22 protein-coding genes are annotated in these 20,032 nt (G+C 40.7%); 17 read left to right on the forward strand and 5 right to left on the reverse strand.

Annotated features, from left to right (window positions below; genetic code table 11):
- Positions 1–91 precede the first annotated feature (91 nt).
- From A374_RS19810 to A374_RS03595, 7 genes are all read left to right on the forward strand, one after another.
- Positions 92–262, forward strand: coding sequence for a YpmA family protein (locus A374_RS19810; RefSeq protein WP_007200816.1), 171 nt, complete (start codon positions 92–94; stop codon positions 260–262).
- A gap of 11 nt (positions 263–273) precedes the next feature.
- Complete coding sequence (locus A374_RS03570; RefSeq protein ID WP_007200817.1) at positions 274–756, forward strand: cell wall elongation regulator TseB-like domain-containing protein; 483 nt, start codon at positions 274–276, stop codon at positions 754–756.
- Positions 757–772: 16 nt separating this feature from the next.
- On the forward strand, positions 773–1,957 hold the full coding sequence (locus A374_RS03575) for a pyridoxal phosphate-dependent aminotransferase (protein WP_007200818.1): 1,185 nt from the start codon (positions 773–775) through the stop codon (positions 1,955–1,957).
- A gap of 54 nt (positions 1,958–2,011) precedes the next feature.
- A complete protein-coding gene (gene asnS, locus A374_RS03580) occupies positions 2,012–3,304 on the forward strand; it encodes an asparagine--tRNA ligase (protein ID WP_007200819.1) in 1,293 nt (430 codons plus the stop codon).
- A 112-nt stretch (positions 3,305–3,416) separates the two neighbouring features.
- Positions 3,417–4,130 carry a DnaD domain-containing protein gene (locus A374_RS03585; RefSeq protein WP_007200820.1) on the forward strand — a complete coding sequence of 238 codons (714 nt, stop codon included), beginning with the start codon at positions 3,417–3,419 and terminating at the stop codon, positions 4,128–4,130.
- A gap of 23 nt (positions 4,131–4,153) precedes the next feature.
- A complete protein-coding gene (gene nth, locus A374_RS03590) occupies positions 4,154–4,828 on the forward strand; it encodes an endonuclease III (protein ID WP_007200821.1) in 675 nt (224 codons plus the stop codon).
- Positions 4,815–5,300 carry a YpoC family protein gene (locus tag A374_RS03595; protein WP_007200822.1) on the forward strand — a complete coding sequence of 162 codons (486 nt, stop codon included), beginning with the start codon at positions 4,815–4,817 and terminating at the stop codon, positions 5,298–5,300. The genes nth and A374_RS03595 overlap by 14 nt, the downstream gene beginning before the upstream one ends.
- Before the next feature lie 66 nt (positions 5,301–5,366).
- Here the strand turns inward: A374_RS03595 and A374_RS03600 are convergent, their stop codons facing one another.
- The 3 genes from A374_RS03600 to A374_RS03610 all read right to left on the reverse strand — a co-directional run bounded on the left by A374_RS03600 (position 5,367) and on the right by A374_RS03610 (position 8,928).
- Positions 5,367–7,895, reverse strand: coding sequence for a transglycosylase domain-containing protein (locus A374_RS03600; protein WP_007200823.1), 2,529 nt, complete (start codon positions 7,893–7,895; stop codon positions 5,367–5,369).
- A 95-nt stretch (positions 7,896–7,990) separates the two neighbouring features.
- On the reverse strand, positions 7,991–8,599 hold the full coding sequence (gene recU / locus A374_RS03605; RefSeq protein WP_007200824.1) for a Holliday junction resolvase RecU: 609 nt from the start codon (positions 8,597–8,599) through the stop codon (positions 7,991–7,993).
- A gap of 83 nt (positions 8,600–8,682) precedes the next feature.
- Complete coding sequence (locus A374_RS03610) at positions 8,683–8,928, reverse strand: glutaredoxin family protein (RefSeq protein ID WP_007200825.1); 246 nt, start codon at positions 8,926–8,928, stop codon at positions 8,683–8,685.
- 106 nt (positions 8,929–9,034) lie between these two features.
- Here A374_RS03610 and A374_RS03615 point away from each other — a divergent pair, with 106 nt between their 5' ends.
- On the forward strand, positions 9,035–9,982 hold the full coding sequence (locus A374_RS03615) for a DUF2515 family protein (protein WP_007200826.1): 948 nt from the start codon (positions 9,035–9,037) through the stop codon (positions 9,980–9,982).
- A 64-nt stretch (positions 9,983–10,046) separates the two neighbouring features.
- Here A374_RS03615 and A374_RS21255 read toward each other — a convergent pair whose 3' ends face one another.
- Positions 10,047–10,175 carry a hypothetical protein gene (locus A374_RS21255; RefSeq protein ID WP_274517043.1) on the reverse strand — a complete coding sequence of 43 codons (129 nt, stop codon included), beginning with the start codon at positions 10,173–10,175 and terminating at the stop codon, positions 10,047–10,049.
- 189 nt (positions 10,176–10,364) lie between these two features.
- On the opposite strand from A374_RS21255, the gene A374_RS03620 reads away from it, so the two are divergent.
- From A374_RS03620 to A374_RS03645, 6 genes are all read left to right on the forward strand, one after another.
- On the forward strand, positions 10,365–10,886 hold the full coding sequence (locus A374_RS03620) for a MerR family transcriptional regulator (RefSeq protein WP_007200827.1): 522 nt from the start codon (positions 10,365–10,367) through the stop codon (positions 10,884–10,886).
- A 57-nt stretch (positions 10,887–10,943) separates the two neighbouring features.
- Complete coding sequence (locus tag A374_RS03625; protein ID WP_007200828.1) at positions 10,944–11,312, forward strand: YppE family protein; 369 nt, start codon at positions 10,944–10,946, stop codon at positions 11,310–11,312.
- Between the two features lie 116 nt (positions 11,313–11,428).
- Positions 11,429–11,950, forward strand: a complete 522-nt coding sequence (locus A374_RS03630; protein WP_007200829.1) for a hypothetical protein — start codon at positions 11,429–11,431, stop codon at positions 11,948–11,950.
- Positions 11,951–11,957: 7 nt separating this feature from the next.
- Positions 11,958–13,166, forward strand: coding sequence for a DEAD/DEAH box helicase (locus A374_RS03635; RefSeq protein ID WP_007200830.1), 1,209 nt, complete (start codon positions 11,958–11,960; stop codon positions 13,164–13,166).
- Positions 13,167–13,197: 31 nt separating this feature from the next.
- On the forward strand, positions 13,198–14,115 hold the full coding sequence (gene trhO, locus A374_RS03640; protein WP_007200831.1) for an oxygen-dependent tRNA uridine(34) hydroxylase TrhO: 918 nt from the start codon (positions 13,198–13,200) through the stop codon (positions 14,113–14,115).
- A gap of 76 nt (positions 14,116–14,191) precedes the next feature.
- Positions 14,192–14,389, forward strand: coding sequence for a hypothetical protein (locus A374_RS03645; RefSeq protein WP_007200832.1), 198 nt, complete (start codon positions 14,192–14,194; stop codon positions 14,387–14,389).
- 31 nt (positions 14,390–14,420) lie between these two features.
- On the opposite strand, the gene A374_RS03650 is transcribed toward A374_RS03645, so the two are convergent.
- On the reverse strand, positions 14,421–15,818 hold the full coding sequence (locus A374_RS03650) for a peptide MFS transporter (protein ID WP_007200833.1): 1,398 nt from the start codon (positions 15,816–15,818) through the stop codon (positions 14,421–14,423).
- 384 nt (positions 15,819–16,202) lie between these two features.
- On the opposite strand from A374_RS03650, the gene A374_RS03655 reads away from it, so the two are divergent.
- The 3 genes from A374_RS03655 (at position 16,203) to A374_RS03665 (ending at position 19,974) form a co-directional block, all read left to right on the forward strand.
- Entirely contained in the window at positions 16,203–16,799 is a 597-nt protein-coding gene (locus A374_RS03655) for a DUF6143 family protein (RefSeq protein WP_007200834.1), read from the forward strand.
- Between the two features lie 138 nt (positions 16,800–16,937).
- Positions 16,938–17,642, forward strand: a complete 705-nt coding sequence (locus A374_RS03660; protein WP_007200835.1) for an ABC transporter ATP-binding protein — start codon at positions 16,938–16,940, stop codon at positions 17,640–17,642.
- A 4-nt stretch (positions 17,643–17,646) separates the two neighbouring features.
- On the forward strand, positions 17,647–19,974 hold the full coding sequence (locus tag A374_RS03665) for an ABC transporter permease (RefSeq protein ID WP_007200836.1): 2,328 nt from the start codon (positions 17,647–17,649) through the stop codon (positions 19,972–19,974).
- Positions 19,975–20,032 lie beyond the last annotated feature (58 nt).

Below are 20,032 nucleotides of genomic sequence, written 5' to 3' on the forward strand. Positions count from 1 at the left end.
TTCTGTCCAAAGGGGGCAGAGATTTGGTATAGTAAGAAACGAGAATAAGAAGGGCCATATTACGGTTTAGAGAAGCTAAGGAGGAACCTGTTTGGAAAGCAAAATTGAGGTCCTGTCTACTGTGAAAATTAGGCGCTCACCTGATTTTTACAAAGTGGTAACAGAGCTGAATAAAACGTTAAAAGAAAGAGACTTAATGTTTGGCTTAGCGCTAGATCAACAGGATGAGAACATGGTGGTATTTACCATCTACAAAACGTAGGAGTCAATAAGATGAAGAAATGGTGGTTCATCGTGCTCGCTGTTATTGTAATTGTCCTCATTTGGTATAGTGTTCATTTGTATCGACAAATTGACGCCCCCAAAACGTCTAACGAATCGGCTGCTGTGCAAGTGGCCAAAGAACAGTATTCGTTACGTACAGTGGACAACGTAGAAAGCTATCATGGCAGCAAAGCATTCGTAGTCATTGAAGGAACAACAGAAAAGGACGGTCGTGTGTTCGTGTTTGTTGGCCCAAAACACGAGGTTAAACGTGTAAAGGTGAGCGACGGTGTAACAGAAAACGACCGACGTAAAGAAATTAATGAGCAAGAGAGCCCGAAAGAATGGGTAAGTTTGAAGCCAGGAATTGAAGATGATCAAGTCGTTTGGGAAGCTGTCTATATTGATCGTAAAGGGCATTATACGTTTGATTATGCAAACTTCAAAACTGGGGAACGTTATAAAAAGTATTCACTGAATCAAGACATGTAAAGGCAGGTTTTCTATAATGGAATTGGCAAATCGAGTAAAAGCACTCACACCATCAAGCACGTTAGCAATTACAGCAAAAGCAAATGCGCTAAAAGCAGAAGGTCATGATGTGATCGGACTCGGAGCAGGCGAGCCTGACTTTAATACGCCGGATCATATTATTGAAGCGGCCTACTCTTCAATGAAAGAAGGACATACGAAATACACAGCTTCAGGCGGGATGTTACGCTTAAAAGAGGCCATCGTGAAAAAGTTTCAACGCGACCAACAACTGCAGTACACGCCGCAAGAAATCGTAGTTGGAACGGGAGCGAAACAATCGCTTTATACGCTATTTCAAGTGTTGCTAAATGAAGGCGATGAAGTGATTATCCCAACGCCTTACTGGGTAAGTTATCCTGAGCAAGTTAAGTTAGCTGGCGGAGTTCCTCGCTATGTAGAGGGAAAAGAAGAGAATGGTTTTAAAATTACGCCAGAACAACTTTCAGCCGCTATTACGGAAAAAACAAAAGCAGTCATTATTAACTCACCAAGTAATCCAACAGGTGCTCTGTATGCAAAAGAAGAATTACAGCAACTTGGAGACATTTGCTTACAACATAACGTGTTAATTGTATCGGATGAAATTTATGAAAAACTAGTATATGATGGTGCGCAGCACGTATCGATTGCCCAGCTTTCACCAGCGCTTAAAGAGCAAACCATCATTATTAATGGTGTATCAAAGTCTCATAGTATGACAGGTTGGCGCATTGGGTATGCCGCAGGGAAGTCTGAAATTATTAAAGCGATGACGAACCTAGACAGCCATAGCACATCCAATCCTGCAACGCCATCACAATATGCTGCCATTGCTGCCTATGAAGGGACGCAAGAACCGGTAGACATGATGCGGCAAGCCTTTGGAGAACGTTTAGAGAAAGTGTATAAGGAGCTCGTAACTATTCCTGGATTTACGTGTGTAAAACCACAAGGTGCATTTTACTTATTTCCAAACGTTACAGAAGCCGTTGCGCTCACCGGATTTGCTTCAGTAGATGAGTGGGTAGCGGCGTTACTAGAAGAAGAAAAAGTAGCACTCGTTCCTGGCTCTGGTTTTGGTTCACCACAAAACGTGCGCCTTTCTTATGCAACATCACTGGAAACGTTGCAAGAAGCATTAAAACGTATTCGTCGCTTTATGGATCAAAAAATGAACTAAGCGAAAAAGGTGTATATACACCTTTTTCCTACATAGATAACTGGAGGGTATAGCGTGAAAACTACAATATCACAACTTAAAAATCACATCGATGAAACGGTAACGATCGGTGCATGGTTAAGCAACAAACGCTCAAGCGGAAAGATTGCCTTTTTACAACTTCGTGATGGAACAGGCTTCGTTCAAGGTGTTGTTGTTAAAGCAGAAGTAGAAGAAAGCCTATGGACAACTGCAAAAGGAATGACGCAAGAAACGAGCATGTACGTTACTGGGAAAGTACAAAGCGATGAGCGCTCACAAACAGGTGTAGAGCTTGTTGTAACGGACATTACCGTGTTACATGAAGCGGTTGATTACCCGATTACACCAAAAGAGCATGGCACAGAATTTTTAATGGATCACCGTCATCTTTGGTTGCGTTCAAAACGTCAACATGCCATTATGAAAGTGCGTAATGAGATCATTCATTCTATGTACGAGTTTTTCCATAACAATGAATTTATTAAAGTCGATCCACCGATTTTAACAGGAAGTTCAGCGGAAGGCACAACAACGTTGTTTCATACGAAATATTTTGATGAAGATGCGTATCTTTCACAAAGTGGTCAGCTGTATATGGAAGCAGCAGCGATGGCACTTGGAAAAGTATTTTCATTTGGACCAACGTTCCGTGCTGAAAAATCTAAAACGCGTCGTCATTTAATTGAGTTTTGGATGATTGAACCAGAAATGGCGTTTGTCGAGCATGAAGAATCGTTGCAAATTCAAGAGCAGTTCGTAAGTCATGTTGTTCAATCTGTACTAGAGCGTTGTCAGCTTGAACTTTCTATTCTTGGTCGAGATGTGTCTAAGCTTGAAAAAGTAAAAGCACCATTCCCACGTATTTCATACGATGATGCGATTACGCTTCTAAAAGAAAAAGGCTTTGATGATATTGAGTGGGGTGAAGATTTCGGTGCGCCTCATGAAACAGCGATTGCTGAAAGCTACGAGCAACCGGTCTTTATTACAAACTATCCGAAAGAAATTAAAGCCTTTTATATGAAACCACACCCAGAGCGTGATGATGTTGTGCTTTGTGCCGACTTAATCGCACCGGAAGGCTACGGAGAAATCATTGGCGGAAGTCAACGGATTGATGATCTAGATCTTATGAAAGCCCGCTATGAAGAACATGGCTTAACGGATGATGCGTATCGTTGGTACTTAGAGCTTCGTCAATACGGTAGTGTACCGCACTCTGGCTTTGGATTAGGTCTTGAGCGAACGGTTGCTTGGATTACGGGCGCAGAACACGTTCGTGAAACGATTCCGTTCCCACGTTTGTTAAACCGTTTATATCCTTGATTTCACTTTTCACTGAGAAAAAACCTCCTTTTTGGAGGTTTTTTTCTCAGTAAAAGCGCACATTTGTAAAGTAAGGACAACATGATATACTAAAATGAAAGGGGGGGATTCCGTGGAAAAAGCAATCCTTTTTAAATGGCTATCGGCAGGAACCATCTCTATTCCCCACGTATTGTTTCAACATTATCGAGACATTGGCTTAGAAGATGATGAATGCATGCTTCTACTCCATGTTCATACGTTTATAGAGTCTAAAAATCCGTTTCCAACGCCAGAGCAGTTGGCAGAACGCATGAGTTTATCGAGTAGTCGATGCATCGTATTATTACGCAAGCTCGTTCAACACGGCTACTTACAAATTCAACAATATGAGGAAAAAGAGAACCATATGTATTACGAAGCTTACTCACTCAATGCTTTGTGGGAAAAGCTCGTCGATCATCTTTCGCAAGAAACGGCTTCCAACGCACAAGAAGCGCAACTTGCACAAGAAAGTAACTTGTATACCATTTATGAAGGGGAATTTGGTCGTCCGCTTTCACCAATGGAATGTGAAACGTTAAAGATTTGGCTCGATCAAGACCATCATTCCCCAGAGCTGATCACGGCTGCATTAAAAGAAGCAGTGATTACTGGGAAGGTGAACTTTCGTTACATTGATCGCATACTGTTTGAATGGAAAAAAAACAATGTGACGACCGCGCAACAAGCGCGTGAACATGGAGAAAAATTTCGAAATTATCAAGGCAAAAAAGCCGTTCGTTCCGATTCAGCGCCACCACAACAACCTATTTCTGCGCCAATGTACAATTGGTTGGATCAATAACGAAGCGAAAGGGTCGACAGGATATGTTAACAAAACAACAAATTGCTACGTGTCTTGATGTGATGGGTGAGATGTTTCCTGATGCACATTGTGAACTTACGCACAGCAATCCATTTGAATTAACCATTGCCGTGCTCTTATCAGCGCAATGTACAGATGCACTTGTCAATAAAGTAACGCCAGGCTTGTTTGCAAAATATAAAACCCCAAGTGATTATCTGATGGTATCGCTAGAAGAGCTTCAAGAGGATATTCGGTCAATCGGTTTGTATCGTAACAAAGCGAAAAACATACAAAAACTGTGTCAACTTCTGCTCTCTGATTACGGTGGCGAGGTACCTAGAGACCGCGATGAGCTAACAAAGCTTCCGGGTGTTGGCCGTAAAACCGCCAATGTCGTCGTCTCTGTGGCGTTTGGCATACCAGCGATTGCTGTCGACACACACGTAGAACGTGTCTCCAAGCGGTTAGGATTTTGTCGGTGGAAAGACTCGGTGTTACAAGTAGAAGAAACGCTTATGCGTAAAATTCCTAAAGAAGAATGGGCGGTAAGTCATCATCGCTTTATTTTCTTCGGACGCTATCACTGCAAAGCACAACGACCACAATGTCCAGAATGCCCATTATTACCGCTATGTCGCGAAGGAAAAAAACGCATGAAGGCAACGGGAGTGATTCCACTTCGTGCAACCACGTAATTTTCTAAATGAGCCGCTTTTTGCACCTGAACATTTCACCGAACATTATGCCCTGGTTCCTTTTCAAGAAGAACGAGCGTATTTAGCGGGAGTAGGGCCGTCACCGCTTCAACAGCATCGCGAAGTAATGCTACGAAAGGCCCAAAAATGGCATGACGCCGAAGACCTCATCTCTTCTTTTTTTGCAAAGCGACAAGGCAACAAAGCAAAGCCTTACGTGCTGTATCATATGAGTGAATGGCTACAAATGCTCTACTGGTGCAATCAGGAGCTCCTTAGTGCAAACAGCGCCTGGCAACAACAGCTTGCCTCTTTTTCTGTTACCGTGATGAATGCAGAAGAACGTATGGCTGTTGTGTTAGCACAACCGCATCACTATATTGCCTTTGTTGTGTTGCGAGAACTTTTTTTAGAATTAGAAAAAAAAATAGCACTGTTAAAAGGCAAACACGCATCATTACGGAGACAGTAATGTTGCGGTTCCCGCCTACAAAAAAGGACCTAATCATGCGCTGATGATTAGGTCCTTTTTTGTAGTTTACGGTGTTTCAGGAGGAGCGGGTGGAGTTTCAGCGGGAGGTGGTGTTTCGGGTATTTGCTCCTCACTAGGCTTCTTCTTTTTCTTTTTTTGTTCCTTTTGGTTCGGTTCGTTTGGCTGTTGCGGTGGTTCACGATTTGGTGTAGGCTCGGGTTGGGTCGGTTTAGGTGGTTCTGACTGCTGCGGTGTTGATGACGCCTGACGTTTCACAGTAATACTAGTAGTAGCTGCATCACTTTCTTGACCAGACGCATCGAGCGTTGTTACTGAAAATACATACGTTTTTCCTTGCTCAGGAGAAGAGAGGATAAACGTCGGATCATTTACGAGCTCTTCATTTCCCGGTTCTCCTTCTACCGTATACGTTATGCGATAGGAGGTGTCTTTCATGGCAACTTTGTCCCATGTGACGCGCACTTCATTTTTACCAGCATCAAACGTCGCACGTAAGCCGGTTACTTTTGGTGGTTTCGTATACGTTTCTGAAACCGTTGCAGGCTCAGTGCCTTTAACGAATAACTCTTTGCTTCGTTGACTAGAAGGTGTATAAGGACCTGCTTTTTTATTGGTTCCTTTTTCCATAATCACTTCGGTAACCGAGTCAGGTTTTTTAAACGAAGTTCCCTCATGATGAAGCTGACTCATAATTTGTTTAAATAACTTTTTACTATATTGTTGTTGTTGATTCGTTAAATAATGAACCCCATCTTTATCTTTATAATTATCATACCCTGTCCACACAGCAGCTGTATAGGACGTAGAGTAACCAGCCATCCAGGCATCAACGGCGGCGCTTTTTGGAATGTTATACTTTTTGCGTAAATCAGCTGAAAAGTTCGTTGTTCCTGTTTTCCCCGCTAGATCTAAGCCGCTAATATTAACCGTTCTACCCGTTCCTGATTTCACTACATCGCGCAGCATATCGGTAATCATATAAGCTGTATAGTCTTTCATAGCCGTTTTTGTTACAGATGGAGGCTTAATTTCCTCTCCATCCGCTGTGACTACTTTGACGATGGTTGTTGGGCTTGTATAACGCCCATTATTACCAAACGCTGCATAAGCACCGGCCATTTCTAGAGGTGTAATGCCTCGCCGAAAGCCACCGATCGCATAGGCTGGAGACGCGTCTTTAATATTAATTCCAATATTATGAGCAAAGGCGACAGTTCGCTTGTTGCCTACTTCAAGATACGTACGTACAGCAGGTGTGTTTTCGGAATTAATAACAGCTTCGCGCATCGTCACTTCGCCAAAATGTTCATTGTTAAAATTATGAATGGTAGAGCCATTCACGGTAATTGGCGAATCTTTCAATAAATGAGCTGTATCCCATTTAAGATGTTCAATGGCCGGACCATAGTCTAAAATAGGCTTGATGGTAGACCCTGGTTGTCGATAATTGCTTGAAGCATAGTAGGCACTCAATACATTTTTCTCTCGGCCGGATCCGACGGCTCGAATGCCACCGCTTTTCGTATCAACGAGCACTGTGCCAGATTGCAATTTTTTATTTTCATTGCGTAAAAAAGGCGCATTTTGTAACGCATCTTCAACGACTTGTTGCGCATGTTGATCCATATTTGTATAGATTTTTAAACCGTCAGCATACGGATCAAACGATGCGGTTTCTTGTAATTGCTTTAAATCTTTAATCACTTGCTGTAAGTAGGCTTCATGAACGCGTGTTTCTTTTAATTTTCCTTCTCGTAAGCCATCTTTAATTGATGTATTTTGCGCTTTTTGTGATTCTTCTTTTGTGATAAACCCGTATTTTTCCATTTGTCGCAAAACAACATTTCGGCGTTCTTGGGCCGCTTTTGGATGAAGAAGAGGATCATAGCTGCTTGGCGCTTTTGGTAGTCCTGCCAGCAAAGCCGCTTGATGTACTTTTAAATGACGCAAAGAATCGGTATTAAAATACGTTTTCGCAGCCGTTCCCAATCCATACGCACGATGGCCAAAATAGATGCGATTTAAATACAATTCTAAAATCTCATCTTTGGAGTAGTTTCGTTCAAGCCGCAGTGCTAAGTACGCTTCTTGAATTTTTCGTGTAATTGATTTTTTGCCAGATAGCAGCGTGTTTTTCACTACTTGCTGGGTAATGGTGCTGCCGCCTTCAGATCCAAATCCTCCCGTTACATTGGCAAGTGCAGCTCCAAATATGCGCCGAATATCAATGCCTGGATGACGATAAAAACGCACATCCTCGACAGCAATAAAGGCATTTTTAACAACGGGAGGGACGTCTTTTATGTTAGCATTCACTCGATCTTGTTCATTAAAAAGTGACGTTACCCGCTTGCCATCTTTATCAAAAATTTGTGAAGAAACGGGCGTTTTTAATTTTTCTGGATCGAGAGATGGAGAACGAACAATGATGAGGCCAATGCCAATGATTCCAATAAGCACGCAAACAAGTAGTATGGATAGTAGCGTTTTAAAAAAGCGAAACGGGCGTTTTTTTTTCGGAAGTTGATCTCCTTCTGCTTGGCGACGTTCTTGCCGCGATTTATAATTCGCCATAAGTTCTGTACCAACCTTTCGTAACATGCGGTTTCTTGTACAGTATTGATTATTTCTTAAATGGCGAATAATTATGAACGCATTTTAGCACGGTGCTAGGAAAAGTAGAGCGCATCAACAGCTTGTAAATAATGGATTCTTGGAGAAATGCCAGTTTTAATGCGTATTCCTTCTTTTTCAATGCTATTTTTTGGGATTGATTTCCTGTTATTTTCTTGATCTTTCCAGTATGTAGATACGAGTTGACTATCTACTAAATAATGTTCATCTGTTGTAGAAAAACGAAGAATGACAAATGCTAGGCCACCATGAGCGGTAACGGCATCCATATGATGAATTTGATGCTCATGAAAGTTGCGCAGTGGAAAGGAGGTTTTATTTTTCGTTTCCTTTGCTTCAAAATCGATGTACCTTCCTTTATAGATGCCATTATAATCGGTCGTGGATGCTAATTTAAAATACGCTTCTTTAATTACTGCAGCGGAGCGTTTTGGATATTCCACATGAACGATTTGTACAGGTGTTGGTTTTTTATGGATAATAGCAATATCATTTTTTAAATAATAATCATTGCTCTTATTTAAATCTTCTTCAAGTGTCATCCCTCGATTGCCATAAGAAATAGACGCCTTTTTCGGCGCTAGCGAGCCAGTAGACGACGTGATTGGTCGTTTTTTTCCATTCGGATATTGAAAAGCGGTCACGTTCCTCACATCCTTTCTTTGTTATGAAATAGATAATGCAAGAAAGCTCACCTCTAGAAGGCGAGCTTTTTTTTAGCTTGGTGTTAAGAGTCGCATAGCGCGGCTGTTAGTTGATCCTCATCGAAGCCGAGAATGATGTGTTGCTGATCTCCATCGGCAACAACAGTGACGGGCGTTTGGGAAGCTCCTAAGGCCATAACTTCGTTCATATAAGTAGGATTACTTCGAATGTCGCGCTCTTCAAAGGTGATTTGTTGCGCCTTTAACCATTCTTTTTCCGCAAAACAGGGCGGGCAGGTTGGTTGTGTGTAAATAATGACGTTTTTCATGAGCTAAAATTCCTCCGGTCGTTTTTTTCATTTTACCGTGTTTTTCAAATCCAAACAAATATTTTAGAAACAAATGTAGACACTTAAGAAAAAGGAGCGAAGCGTTATGGTAACAACAGATGAACTCATCGATGCCATTGAATCAGAATGTAAGCGTGGCAATCGAGATAATATTTCACGTACCGTATTTTATGAGCGTTTTTATAAACGTCATTCTGAAATAAAATGGGCCCATTTAGCTTCCATTGTCTCGAGAAATGCAGGCTATAACATGTGTGATTTGGCTTCTTCATGGTTGCAACGAGCGATCTCACCTGCGCACCGCCAGCAGTTGTTTTTAACGTATGAACGCGCAAATTGGCTTATTTTTTCAGATGCCTATCCGCAACTTTTGTTGTATGAAGTGAGTAAAATGAAAGGAGAACCTTTATTTCACCTTTTACCTGCGCTGAATGTTAGTTTGTTCATGCAACAAGAGTGGCAACGGTTTTGGGATACGCACGATGAAGAACGACTTTGGACAGCACTCATCATTAATGAACAGCATCTCATTCAGCTACCGGTTATTGAATCACCTTTATATAAACGACAAGTATTTGAGTCCATTCCTTACCATTTACAAGACTGGCTTCATTTCAGTTCAGTTTTATTTCCTACGCTGCAAGGAGAATTGTATGGGTTTTCCGTGCATGGCTTTAGAAAAGTAAAAAACCGCATTCACCTCGGCCGAAATTTAGCTGCTCTTTTAGTGCAATCTTCTCATGCTTCTTCATTTTCCGCGTTTAGCGATGTTGTTCCACATACAGGCTGCCGCTCTGATTATGAGCAGTTTAGTCAGTTGCCAACTGAGCGAAAACGAACCCTTTTACGCAAGGAGTTTCCACTTGTAGCCCATAAACGGCCTTCGCTTTGTGATTGGTACAGTAAGGGACAATCGCTTGAACATTATTTTCGACCTTTATCGATGCCAAAAGTACAAAATTTGACACGTTGGTATCGTAATAAAGAGTGTCAATTACAAATCGGCATTCTTCTTCAAGAATGGTGGCTATGAAGCGTTTTTAACCATAAAAAAAACGAGCGCATGAACAATCTTCGCTCGTTTTTTTACGCGTTCCTTATGTAGAAGGTGTATTAGGACCTTCTAGTTTTTTATCTCCATAGCCTTCTTGAGGTTCTTGTTCCTTGCTGTTACTCCACGTTTCTTGCTTTTGTTCTAAACTATCGGAATGTTGTTGCTCTGTCATCTCATTTCACCTCCTGTCTCTAGTGTGAAACAAATGAGGTGTTTTCATTCAGATGCCGTCGAAAGAAGAGAGAGGATGAGGAAAACCACTTTCTTTGCCGAATCTCTTCTAGTTTTGTCAAGGCGGCAGGGATTGGAACGAAACGGGAGAAATTTTCTCTCTATAAGAAAAACGGGGAGGTTGTGTGAAATGGAAATGGTATTTAAAACGAAAACGGTGTCTGATGAACTCGGTGTAAATCCAACAACGATTCAACGCTGGGTGAAGCATTTTAATCTACCGTGTCAAAAAAATGATCATGGACATTATCTATTCTCCGAAGAAGACATCGAAAGCTTACGAGAAATTAAACAACAGCTCGATTCTGGGCTGCTTATGAATGATATTGCCATTGTTGAAGGAAAAAAGGAAAAACAAAAAGAACAGCCTCGTACACCGTCCATTGCGGCATTAGAAGATCGCTTTGCGCTATTAATTCAGCAAATTGAACGTTTAGAGAAAAAAGTCGAGGAAAAAGCAGATGACGTGCTATCTTATCAAGTGTTGCAGCATTCTACTGAAATGGACGAAATGATGAATAAGCTAACGGTGATGGAAGAACGAATGCAAGAAATGGAAGGACACGTTACGAGAACCCTTGAACTAGCAACGGTAGAGCCCATGTTAAAAAAGCCCCGTAAAAACTGGCTAGTGAGCTTGTTTTCTTTATAAAGAGTGCGTGCATTTCTGTTCAACTTTTGGTAGGATAGATGAGCAGGAGTGAAAAAAATGGAGAATCGGTTACTAGACTTAACAGAGCAGCTTCTTTCATTGAATGAAGAAGCTTATCACTATTATATGAATACGACGAAGCAGGCTGAGCATGATGCTGATTTTTATCAAACGGTGAAACCATTTTCAGATCGTCTCTTACCGCTTGCTGAAGAATGGAAAGAACAATCGTTTACGTTTATTGAAACACGTGCCCCTAAATACTTGCATAAGCAACAAGTAGAGGACGCTTTTGAAAATTTGCAATTTGTTGCCGTTTTTGCTTTTCAAAAAGATACGAAAGAGCGTCGTTTTACAGGCTTAGTGCGTTCTATTCAGTATACGTTAGACATTGTAAAAGATCGACTTGATCAAGAGAATCTATAGTCCGTTGCGATAGCGCCCTATGCGTCGTTAGACAAAATGAACGTTTTGTCGGATGAGGTGAAAAGGGGCGCTTCTGTTTTGCAAAACAGCTAAGAAACGGCAAGGAAGGTAAACGTATGTTTGATCCAACCATCTATGAAAATGTAAAACTAATTGTAGAAGGCCTCATTTATGAATATGATTATGCTGAAAAATTACACGTAACAAACCGCAAAGATCTCGTTGATTTAGCAACGTTGCGCCGTGAATTTGTAATGGAAGTTGCATTACATGGTGACACGACCACAACTAAAGCTGAACTCGTGATAGCGACAACGCTTGAAGATTTAGCGGGTGAGTTATTGGATAATCGGACCATCGGCATTGGCTGTACCTTTCACATGATTTTTCATACAACCGTAGAAAATATAACGACTGAATGTGCGAACATTCAAGAAGCACTTTCTTTTATATGGAAAAATAAGGCGTCCATTTCGCAAACGGTTGCTTATACGTACGGTGCTCCTAGCGGGCAGTATGACTTAAAGGTGAAGGTTATGCTAAAAGAAAAGCTTCATGAAGAAGAAAGTGATGCGTTTAGTGCGCTCTTAGAATCTTTCTTTTTAACCTATCAACAGATTGCCACTAAAGGAGTATAGAGACACAATGGAAAAGGAACTACAGTTTCAACACTTTCTACAAAAAAACTGGGAAAAGGCCAATTTTGAAAACTACACACCCATTCAAGAGGCATTAATGCCAACGATGTTAGAAAAAAAAGATATTATTGCACAATCACCAACAGGTACTGGAAAAACGCTTGCTTACGGCTTACCGCTTCTTGAAAACATTAACGCTGCCGAAAAATCCATTCAAGCTGTTGTAATTGCGCCGACAAAAGAATTAGTTATGCAAATTCATGCTGTATTTCAAGAATACACACAAGGCAGTGACATTACAGGAACAACCCTCATCGGTGGCGTGAATACGCAACGTCAAGTTGATAAATTGAAGAAAAAACCGCACTATATTATCGGTACACCAAGCCGAATCATGGAACTCTATAGAAATAAAAAAGTAAAGTTACATGAAGTGAAAACGATTGTTGTCGATGAAGCAGATGTTATTTATGACATGAAATTGATGAATGATGTGGAAGCAATTGTGAAAGCAACGATGAAAGATCGGCAGCTTGTTTTTATTTCTGCAACGATCTCTCCAGCTATTAAAGAAAAAGCATTGGTGCTAAGCAATGAACCAGCCATCATTACCATTACAACAGAGGCAACACCAACAAGTGTAGAGCATTTATATATCGTTTCGGAGCGTCGTGATAAAATCGAAAATCTACGACGAATTGTTCGTCATGATCAACAAATGAAGGCTTTAATCTTTTTTAGTGGTCATTTAAAATTAGAAGAAATTGAATCAAAACTAGCGTATCAAGGCATTACGGTCGGTGTTTTATCAGGACAAGCAACAAAACAAGAACGTCAAAAAGTGATGCGCGACTTCCGCAATAGTGATCACGCACTTCTTCTCGCTACAGACTTAGCAGCGCGTGGCTTAGATATTAGCGGACTAACGCACGTTATTCATTTTGACGTTGCCGAATCTGAGAAACAATTTATTCATCGCAGTGGACGAACAGGCCGCATGGGCAATCAAGGCACCGTTCTTTCTCTTATTACGGCCTTTGAAGAAGCACAATTAGTGAAGTGGAGCCGCAAACTTCACGTAGAGCCAAAGCAAGTAATGCTTCGCCATACGGCACTCGTACCAGCAGAACATAGTAAGAAACCAGCTTCTACAAGCTCAGCACAGCAAGGAAAAGCCAAAGCTTTAAAAAAGAAAAGCTACAACAAAAAAAGATAATGTGAACGACACGTATAGGAAGTGAAAAATCATGAATTATGAAGTGTTACTCTATTACAAATATGTCCCGATTGACCAACCAGAAGCATTTACACAAGAGCATCTTGCCTTTTGTAAAGCGCTTGGTTTAAAAGGACGTATTTTAATTGGTAAAGAAGGAATAAATGGAACGGTTTCAGGTACACCAGAACAAACGAAAGCTTACCGAGAGCACATGCAGTGTGATGAGCGCTTCCATGATATGGTCTTCAAAAGTGAACCAGCACAAGAACATGCATTTAAAAAAATGAAAGTTCGTTATAAACAAGAGATTGTTAACTTAAGTCTTGAAGATGATGTGAACCCGAATGAACAAACTGGTAAACGGTTATCACCGAAAGACTTTCGGGAAGCGATGCTACAAGAGGATGTCGTTATTTTAGATGCCCGCAATACGTACGAATATGATCTCGGTCATTTTAAAGGAGCGATTCGTCCTGATATTGAAACGTTTCGAGAGCTTCCAGAGTGGATTCGAGAGAATTTTTCACAGTATAAAGATAAGAAAGTATTAACGTACTGTACAGGTGGGATTCGCTGTGAAAAGTTTTCTGGTTTTCTCGTAAAGGAAGGCTTTCAAGACGTCTCTCAGCTTGAGGGTGGCATTATTTCATACGGTTATGATCCAGAGGTAAAGGGAGACCGGTGGGATGGAAAATGCTATGTTTTTGATGAGCGTATTTCCGTACCCGTCAATCGGACGGGTACGGAAACCGTAGTTGGTACATGTTATCACTGTGGCCAGCCAGAAGAACGCTATGTTAAATGTGGTAATCCCGAATGTAATAAGCATTTACTGCTATGTGATGCTTGTGAAGAAGCGCATCATCGCGCTTGTAGCACAGCGTGTAAACATCATGAGCACAATCGCTATGTAAAAGAACAACAAAAAACAGAGCCTACTGCGTAGGTCCTGTTTTTTTTTGCTCGAAGGCTTTCAATTAAAAGGAATATGTGTATAATGAAGGCAGAAAGGGCGTGTACGTATGATTGATGTGCAATTTCCTGAAAATAAGCTAGAGCTATTGCCAGCGGGGTTTATTTTTCTTGTATTTGTCTTATTAGCATGGCTGACCGTTAAATTTCTAAAAAAATATCATGTAAAAGAAGTGGCAAAAGCAAAAGCGATTGAAGCGAAACTACAACAACAAAATGCCTCACCTCACCACATAGAAAAACCTTGAGACTTCTCATGAAATCTCAAGGTTTTTATTTTTATAAGCGACCGTCAGACATTTTTACAAGCTTTTTGGAAAGCGTAAGTAAAATAAGGCCAAGAACGAGTGTAATGCTACCAATAATAATGAATACTTTAAAGTAGCCGAGTGATTCTGTCGTAGAAGCAAGTTGTCCACCTAACAGGTTAGCGACCCCAGAGCCTGCGAGCCATACACCCATCATGAGAGAAGCTAATTTTACAGGTGCTAATTTACTTACCATGGATAGACCGATTGGTTGTAAGCAAAGTTCTCCAATCGTATGCAAGAAGTAAAGAAGTACCATGTAGATCATGTTTGCCTTTACAACAGCCGTATCACCTGTTCCTGTTTGAAGCAGTGCAGGCATAAGTACAGCAAATCCTAAGCCGAGTAAAATTAATCCTAATGCCATTTTTGTTGGTGTGGAAAAATCCCCGCGTTTTGATTTTGCGAGCTTCACCCATACGAGAGATAAAATAGGGGCGAAAATAACGATAAATAAAGGATTAAGTGATTGGAACCATGCAGTTGGTACGGTCCAACCAAACATCGTGCGATCGATAAATTTATCGGCATAAATGGTGAGCGAGCTACCTGCTTGCTCAAAACCAGCCATAAAGAAAATAACAAAGAACGTTAGAATGAAAATTACGCTAACGCGTTTCTTCTCAACAGGAGATAACGGTTGTTTTGCTTGCACACCAGCACGAGACACTCCTTGTTTTCCTACAGGTTTTGTGCCGAGTGTTCCTAAATATTTCGTCGCAAGCAAATTAAAAATAATTTGGCCGATGATCATTCCAATAGCCGATGCTAAAAAGCCATAACGATAACCAAATTGTTCTACACCATTAACGGTTGTTTTAAATAAATCATCTGATAAATAACCAACGACAAGTGGTGAGAAAAAGGCACCAATGTTAATGCCCATATAGAAAATCGTAAAGGCAGCATCTTTGCGCGCAGAATCTGTTGCTGGATAGAGTTCACCAACAAGGGTTGAAATGTTGGGCTTAAAGAAACCATTACCTATAATAAGAAGTGCTAAGCCAAGAAAGAACGCTGTTTTACTTTGTGAAGAAAATAATGCGACATTACCAAGTGCAATCGTAATTCCACCCATCGTAATCGCCAGGCGTCTTCCTAAATAGCGATCTGATAAATAGCCGCCAATCAGTGGGGTAAAGTAAACAGCACCTGTAAAGATGGAATAGATCCAATAGGCAGTACTTGTTTCTACTGCTAAGCCTCCACTAACGAGTGATTTTGTTAAATAGAGTACGAGCAACGCTCTCATTCCGTAATAACTGAAACGTTCCCACAATTCTGTGAAAAACAGCAAATACAATCCTGGCGGATGTTTTTTCTTTTTTGCAACGTGACCGTCTTGGTCGATGTTTGCTGTTGCTTCCATGTTTTAGCCCCCAATATGTTTGTTCTATTAATATTTTAATTTACAAAATATTTAGCAGTCAATGATTATTGACTGGAAATGAAATTTTAAATGTATTAAGAAAATAAAGAATAGTTTGTTAGTAAAGCGTTTTCTTTCTTTATTCTGTGTGTTTTGTCCTCGTTTTGACGGGCTTTATGCTAGTAAAAAGGCGATGCAAAAGACGTAAAAAAAGAAAGTATGTACATGTTAGCTGTAACAAAAAACGTGGAAGAACGCTTTGTCCTTTTTTAAAAGTAGACCGCATACTAATTATTCATACACTTTCATGAAATTTCATGCATATTTAGGACGGTTGCATACATAAACATAATGGATCGATTTGTTTAAAAGGATGTGAGTGCCTTGCAAGAGGAACGACAGCGAAATAAAAGAATGAGAGAGCCCATCGAATCAGTTCGTACCGAGCGCGTTATGAAAAAGCAAGAATGGCCAATCTATACAGCAGATGTTAGCGATGGCTATAAACAAGCACTTGCAGGAAAGTATTTTAAAGGGCGTGGGCAGGAGATGCCGTTTGGAAACGGTACGAAGTCTTATGCCCTACTTGTTAATCCTGAACAGTCTGATGTTACGATTATTTTAAATAAAATCAAAACCGCTAACTTTTCAAACTCTCCTGTTCGGATTAGTACCTACTTATGTGCAACGGCGCGAGGGGAATTAACGCGCTCGTCCGATATTGCTCCTGGGAATTATACTGATTGCGGCAAAAAAACGTGGCGTGCAGAAATTTATACAGGATGTAATTTGCGGATTATCGGGGGAAAGAATGTTATGGAAGATGCATTAAAAGCGTTTGAAAACAACATTAATAACGCAAAGGGATCGGTACTTTTGCCTCCAGGTACAATGTACATTGTAGAACTAAGTAGCATTTGTCCACGAGAAACGGGCTATGCTGTGATGAGCTTTTTTTGGTGGGAAATGCTGTGTGAGTAACACGTTTCTCTTCCTATAGATGCGTAAAAAAAGATTGCTAACCATGCTTTCTTCACTGATAATGAAGAAGTGTGGTTTTTTTTTGTAATTAATGTAAAAATAATCATCGTAAAAGTGGTATGAAGGAGTGGTGGAAGCTTGACACAGTTAATTGAATTTAAAGAAGTAACGAAAACGTACAAGATGGGGGAGGTGCCAATTCAGGCGTTAGCTGGTGTAGATTTTACAATTAATGAAGGCGAATTTGTCGTAATCTTAGGAGCTAGTGGAGCTGGAAAGAGCACGATCCTAAATATATTGGGTGGAATGGATACGGCAACCGGAGGACACGTTTTTGTCGGTGGGAAGGAAATTACAGCATGGAATGAAAAACAATTAACGCACTATCGTGGAGAAAAGATTGGCTTTGTATTTCAATTTTATAATTTAATTCCCAATTTAAACGCGTTAGAAAATGTCGAGTTTGCAACAGAAGTATGTAAGGATCACTTGGATGCAAGAGATATTTTGCACAAGGTAGGGTTAACCGAACGGATCAAAAATTTCCCCTCGCAATTATCTGGTGGTGAACAGCAACGTGTAGCGATTGCTCGAGCGGTTGCCAAAAATCCATTGCTTTTATTATGTGATGAACCAACGGGCGCACTTGATTATGAGACAGGGAAGGCTGTCTTGAAACTTCTTCAAGATTTAAATACGCAAATGAATAAATGCGTCGTCTTAGTGACGCACAATACCGCGATTGCACCGATGGCAGATAAAATTATTAAAGTAAAAAGCGGGAAAATCGAAAGCGTCATCATTAATACTGAAAAACAACGTGTAGAAAGTATTGAATGGTGAGTCTATGAAGCTATGGTTAAAGTTACTTCGAGATTTGAAGCAATCCATTGGACAAAGCATAGCCTTTGTACTCATCATTGCGGTTGGTGCCTTTTTTTATGCAGGGCTTGTCACATATAGCGATCACTTAAGTACCTATACAGATTCATACGTGCAAAAGCATCATTTAAGCGATTTAACAGTTACTTATAAAACACTTTCACCAAATGAGGTTCAGCGTTTTCAAGACATAGAAGGGGTAAAGCGCGTAGAAGGCCGGTATACCGTTGAAGGAAAACAACAGTTTCAAACGGGCAAAACAACGGTAACGCTTCATTCAATTCCAAAAAAGAATGCAATAAATACGCCGACACTTCTCAAAGGGCAACTCCCGTCAGCATCTAATGAACTATTTCTTGATGCGCATTATGCGAAAGAACACAACCTTAAAGTCGGACAAACAACAACGATCACGGTGCGCAATCAAGCGCATGTGATGACCATTAGTGGTCTTGGAGAAAATGTCGAGCATGCTAAACTAAATGACATTCAAGATCATGTTTCAGAAGGCTTTGCCTATCTTCCGGAAAGCGGCATAAAAGACGTAATGGGATCTACTACATACAATGAGCTGCTCGTCTCTCTCCATAAAAAAGCGGATGTAGAGAACATCGGTAAAGTTATAGCTGCGCAATCTAAAAAGCAAGGACTATCTTACCTGAAGCAGGAAAGTAAAGAGCGTTCGTTTAGTTATTCGAAAATTTACGAAACGATTTATAATAACAACATGATGAGTAAAGTGATTCCGATTGTGCTTTTTCTCATAGAAGCGATTATTTTGTTTTTATCCATGTCACGTTTGATTGATTCTGAGCGCAGTCAAGTCGGTATTATGAAAGCATTAGGTGTGAAAAATCGCAACATTATGCTTCATTATATGGGCTATCCGCTCATCGTTAGTATTCTCGGTTCCATTTTAGGGTGCATCATGGCCAATTATGTCTTTGTTCCGTTTGTACGAGAATCAAGTGCACGCGCCTATTCATTGCCAGGTTTATCGTTTTCTCTTTCCTTTTATAGCCTTATTCCGCCACTCGTCATTTCAAGCATTTTTGGAATGGTTGCTTGTTATTTAAGTGGTCGCACCATTTTAAAAGAACGAGCCGCTATGGCGATGCGACCGAAGCCGCCGAAAAAGATGAAGCAATTATGGCTAGAACGTTTTCCGAAGATGTGGAAAGCTCTGCCGTACCAATATAAAATCATTTTCAGAAATATCTTTTTAAATAAGCGCAAAGCGCTAACGAGCTCGATCGGTGTTGTTGTGAGTACGGTACTGTTGATTACCGCCTTTGGTACCCAAACAGCGCTATTAAAAGTAGCGAAGCAAACCGAGCAAGTCGGAAGTTACGATTTACGCATTGACTACAAAAGTGGAGCAGTGCCAGCGACGCGAGAGCTACCAGCTGGAGTAACCGCTCGCTATGAGCTAGCCACGACGCCTGTTCAACTCGTAAACAATCAAGGGAAGCACAATGCAACGCTCATTTCTACACCGAAAAACAACACGCTGCTTCATTTTTTCTCAAGTAAAGATACAGCCGTTTCGTTGGATGATGACGGTGTACTTGTGCCAAAGTCGTATGCAGACCGCTATCACATTAAAGCAGGGGACACCATTTTCTTGCAACCTACATCACAAGATCTTCCTCATAAGTCGCTATCCCTGAAAGTAAGCGCCATTACATCACAGTATAGTAACCCATCTTTTTATGGCACGCCGGCATATTTAAAAAAAGTAGGCCTACAGATTCCCGTATCTTCACTTCTGCTGAAAACCGAGGCAGCACACATGAAAAAAATAACGCATTCTCTGGAACGAAATGAAAACGTAGATCAGATTACGACGCAAGATGATGCCAAAAAATCAGCGAACTATATCGTGAAGCAAAATACGTTCGTATTTATTATGTTTATCATTTGCGCAATCGTTCTTTCGTTTGGCGCCATCTTTACGATTTCTTCTATTAATATTTATGAACGAAACCGTGAACTAGCAACACTTAAAGTATTAGGCTATCCAAAAGCGAAGATTCATGGGTTAATCTTTTTTGAAAATATCTTGTTAACTCTATTTGCTGTCGTTGTTGCCTTGCCGATTAGCTCGTATGTGTTTGCTAAAATTATCGGTGCCTTGTCAAGTCCGCATCAGCAAATTCCAGATACGTTGCCGCTGATGGTAATTGTTCTTTCTATCGTAGTAGCGTTCGTTTTAACGATTCTTTCTAATTTGTTTTTACGACGAAAAGTGACAAAAATTAACATGATTGAATCGTTAAAAAGTTTAGAATAAGGATATACCAAAGAAGCCCACGATGGTACAGTACCCCTGTTCCTCTCCACCGTGGGCT

The sequence above is a fragment of the Fictibacillus macauensis ZFHKF-1 genome, assembly GCF_000269865.1.
In the GTDB taxonomy this organism is placed as follows: domain Bacteria; phylum Bacillota; class Bacilli; order Bacillales; family Fictibacillaceae; genus Fictibacillus_C; species Fictibacillus_C macauensis.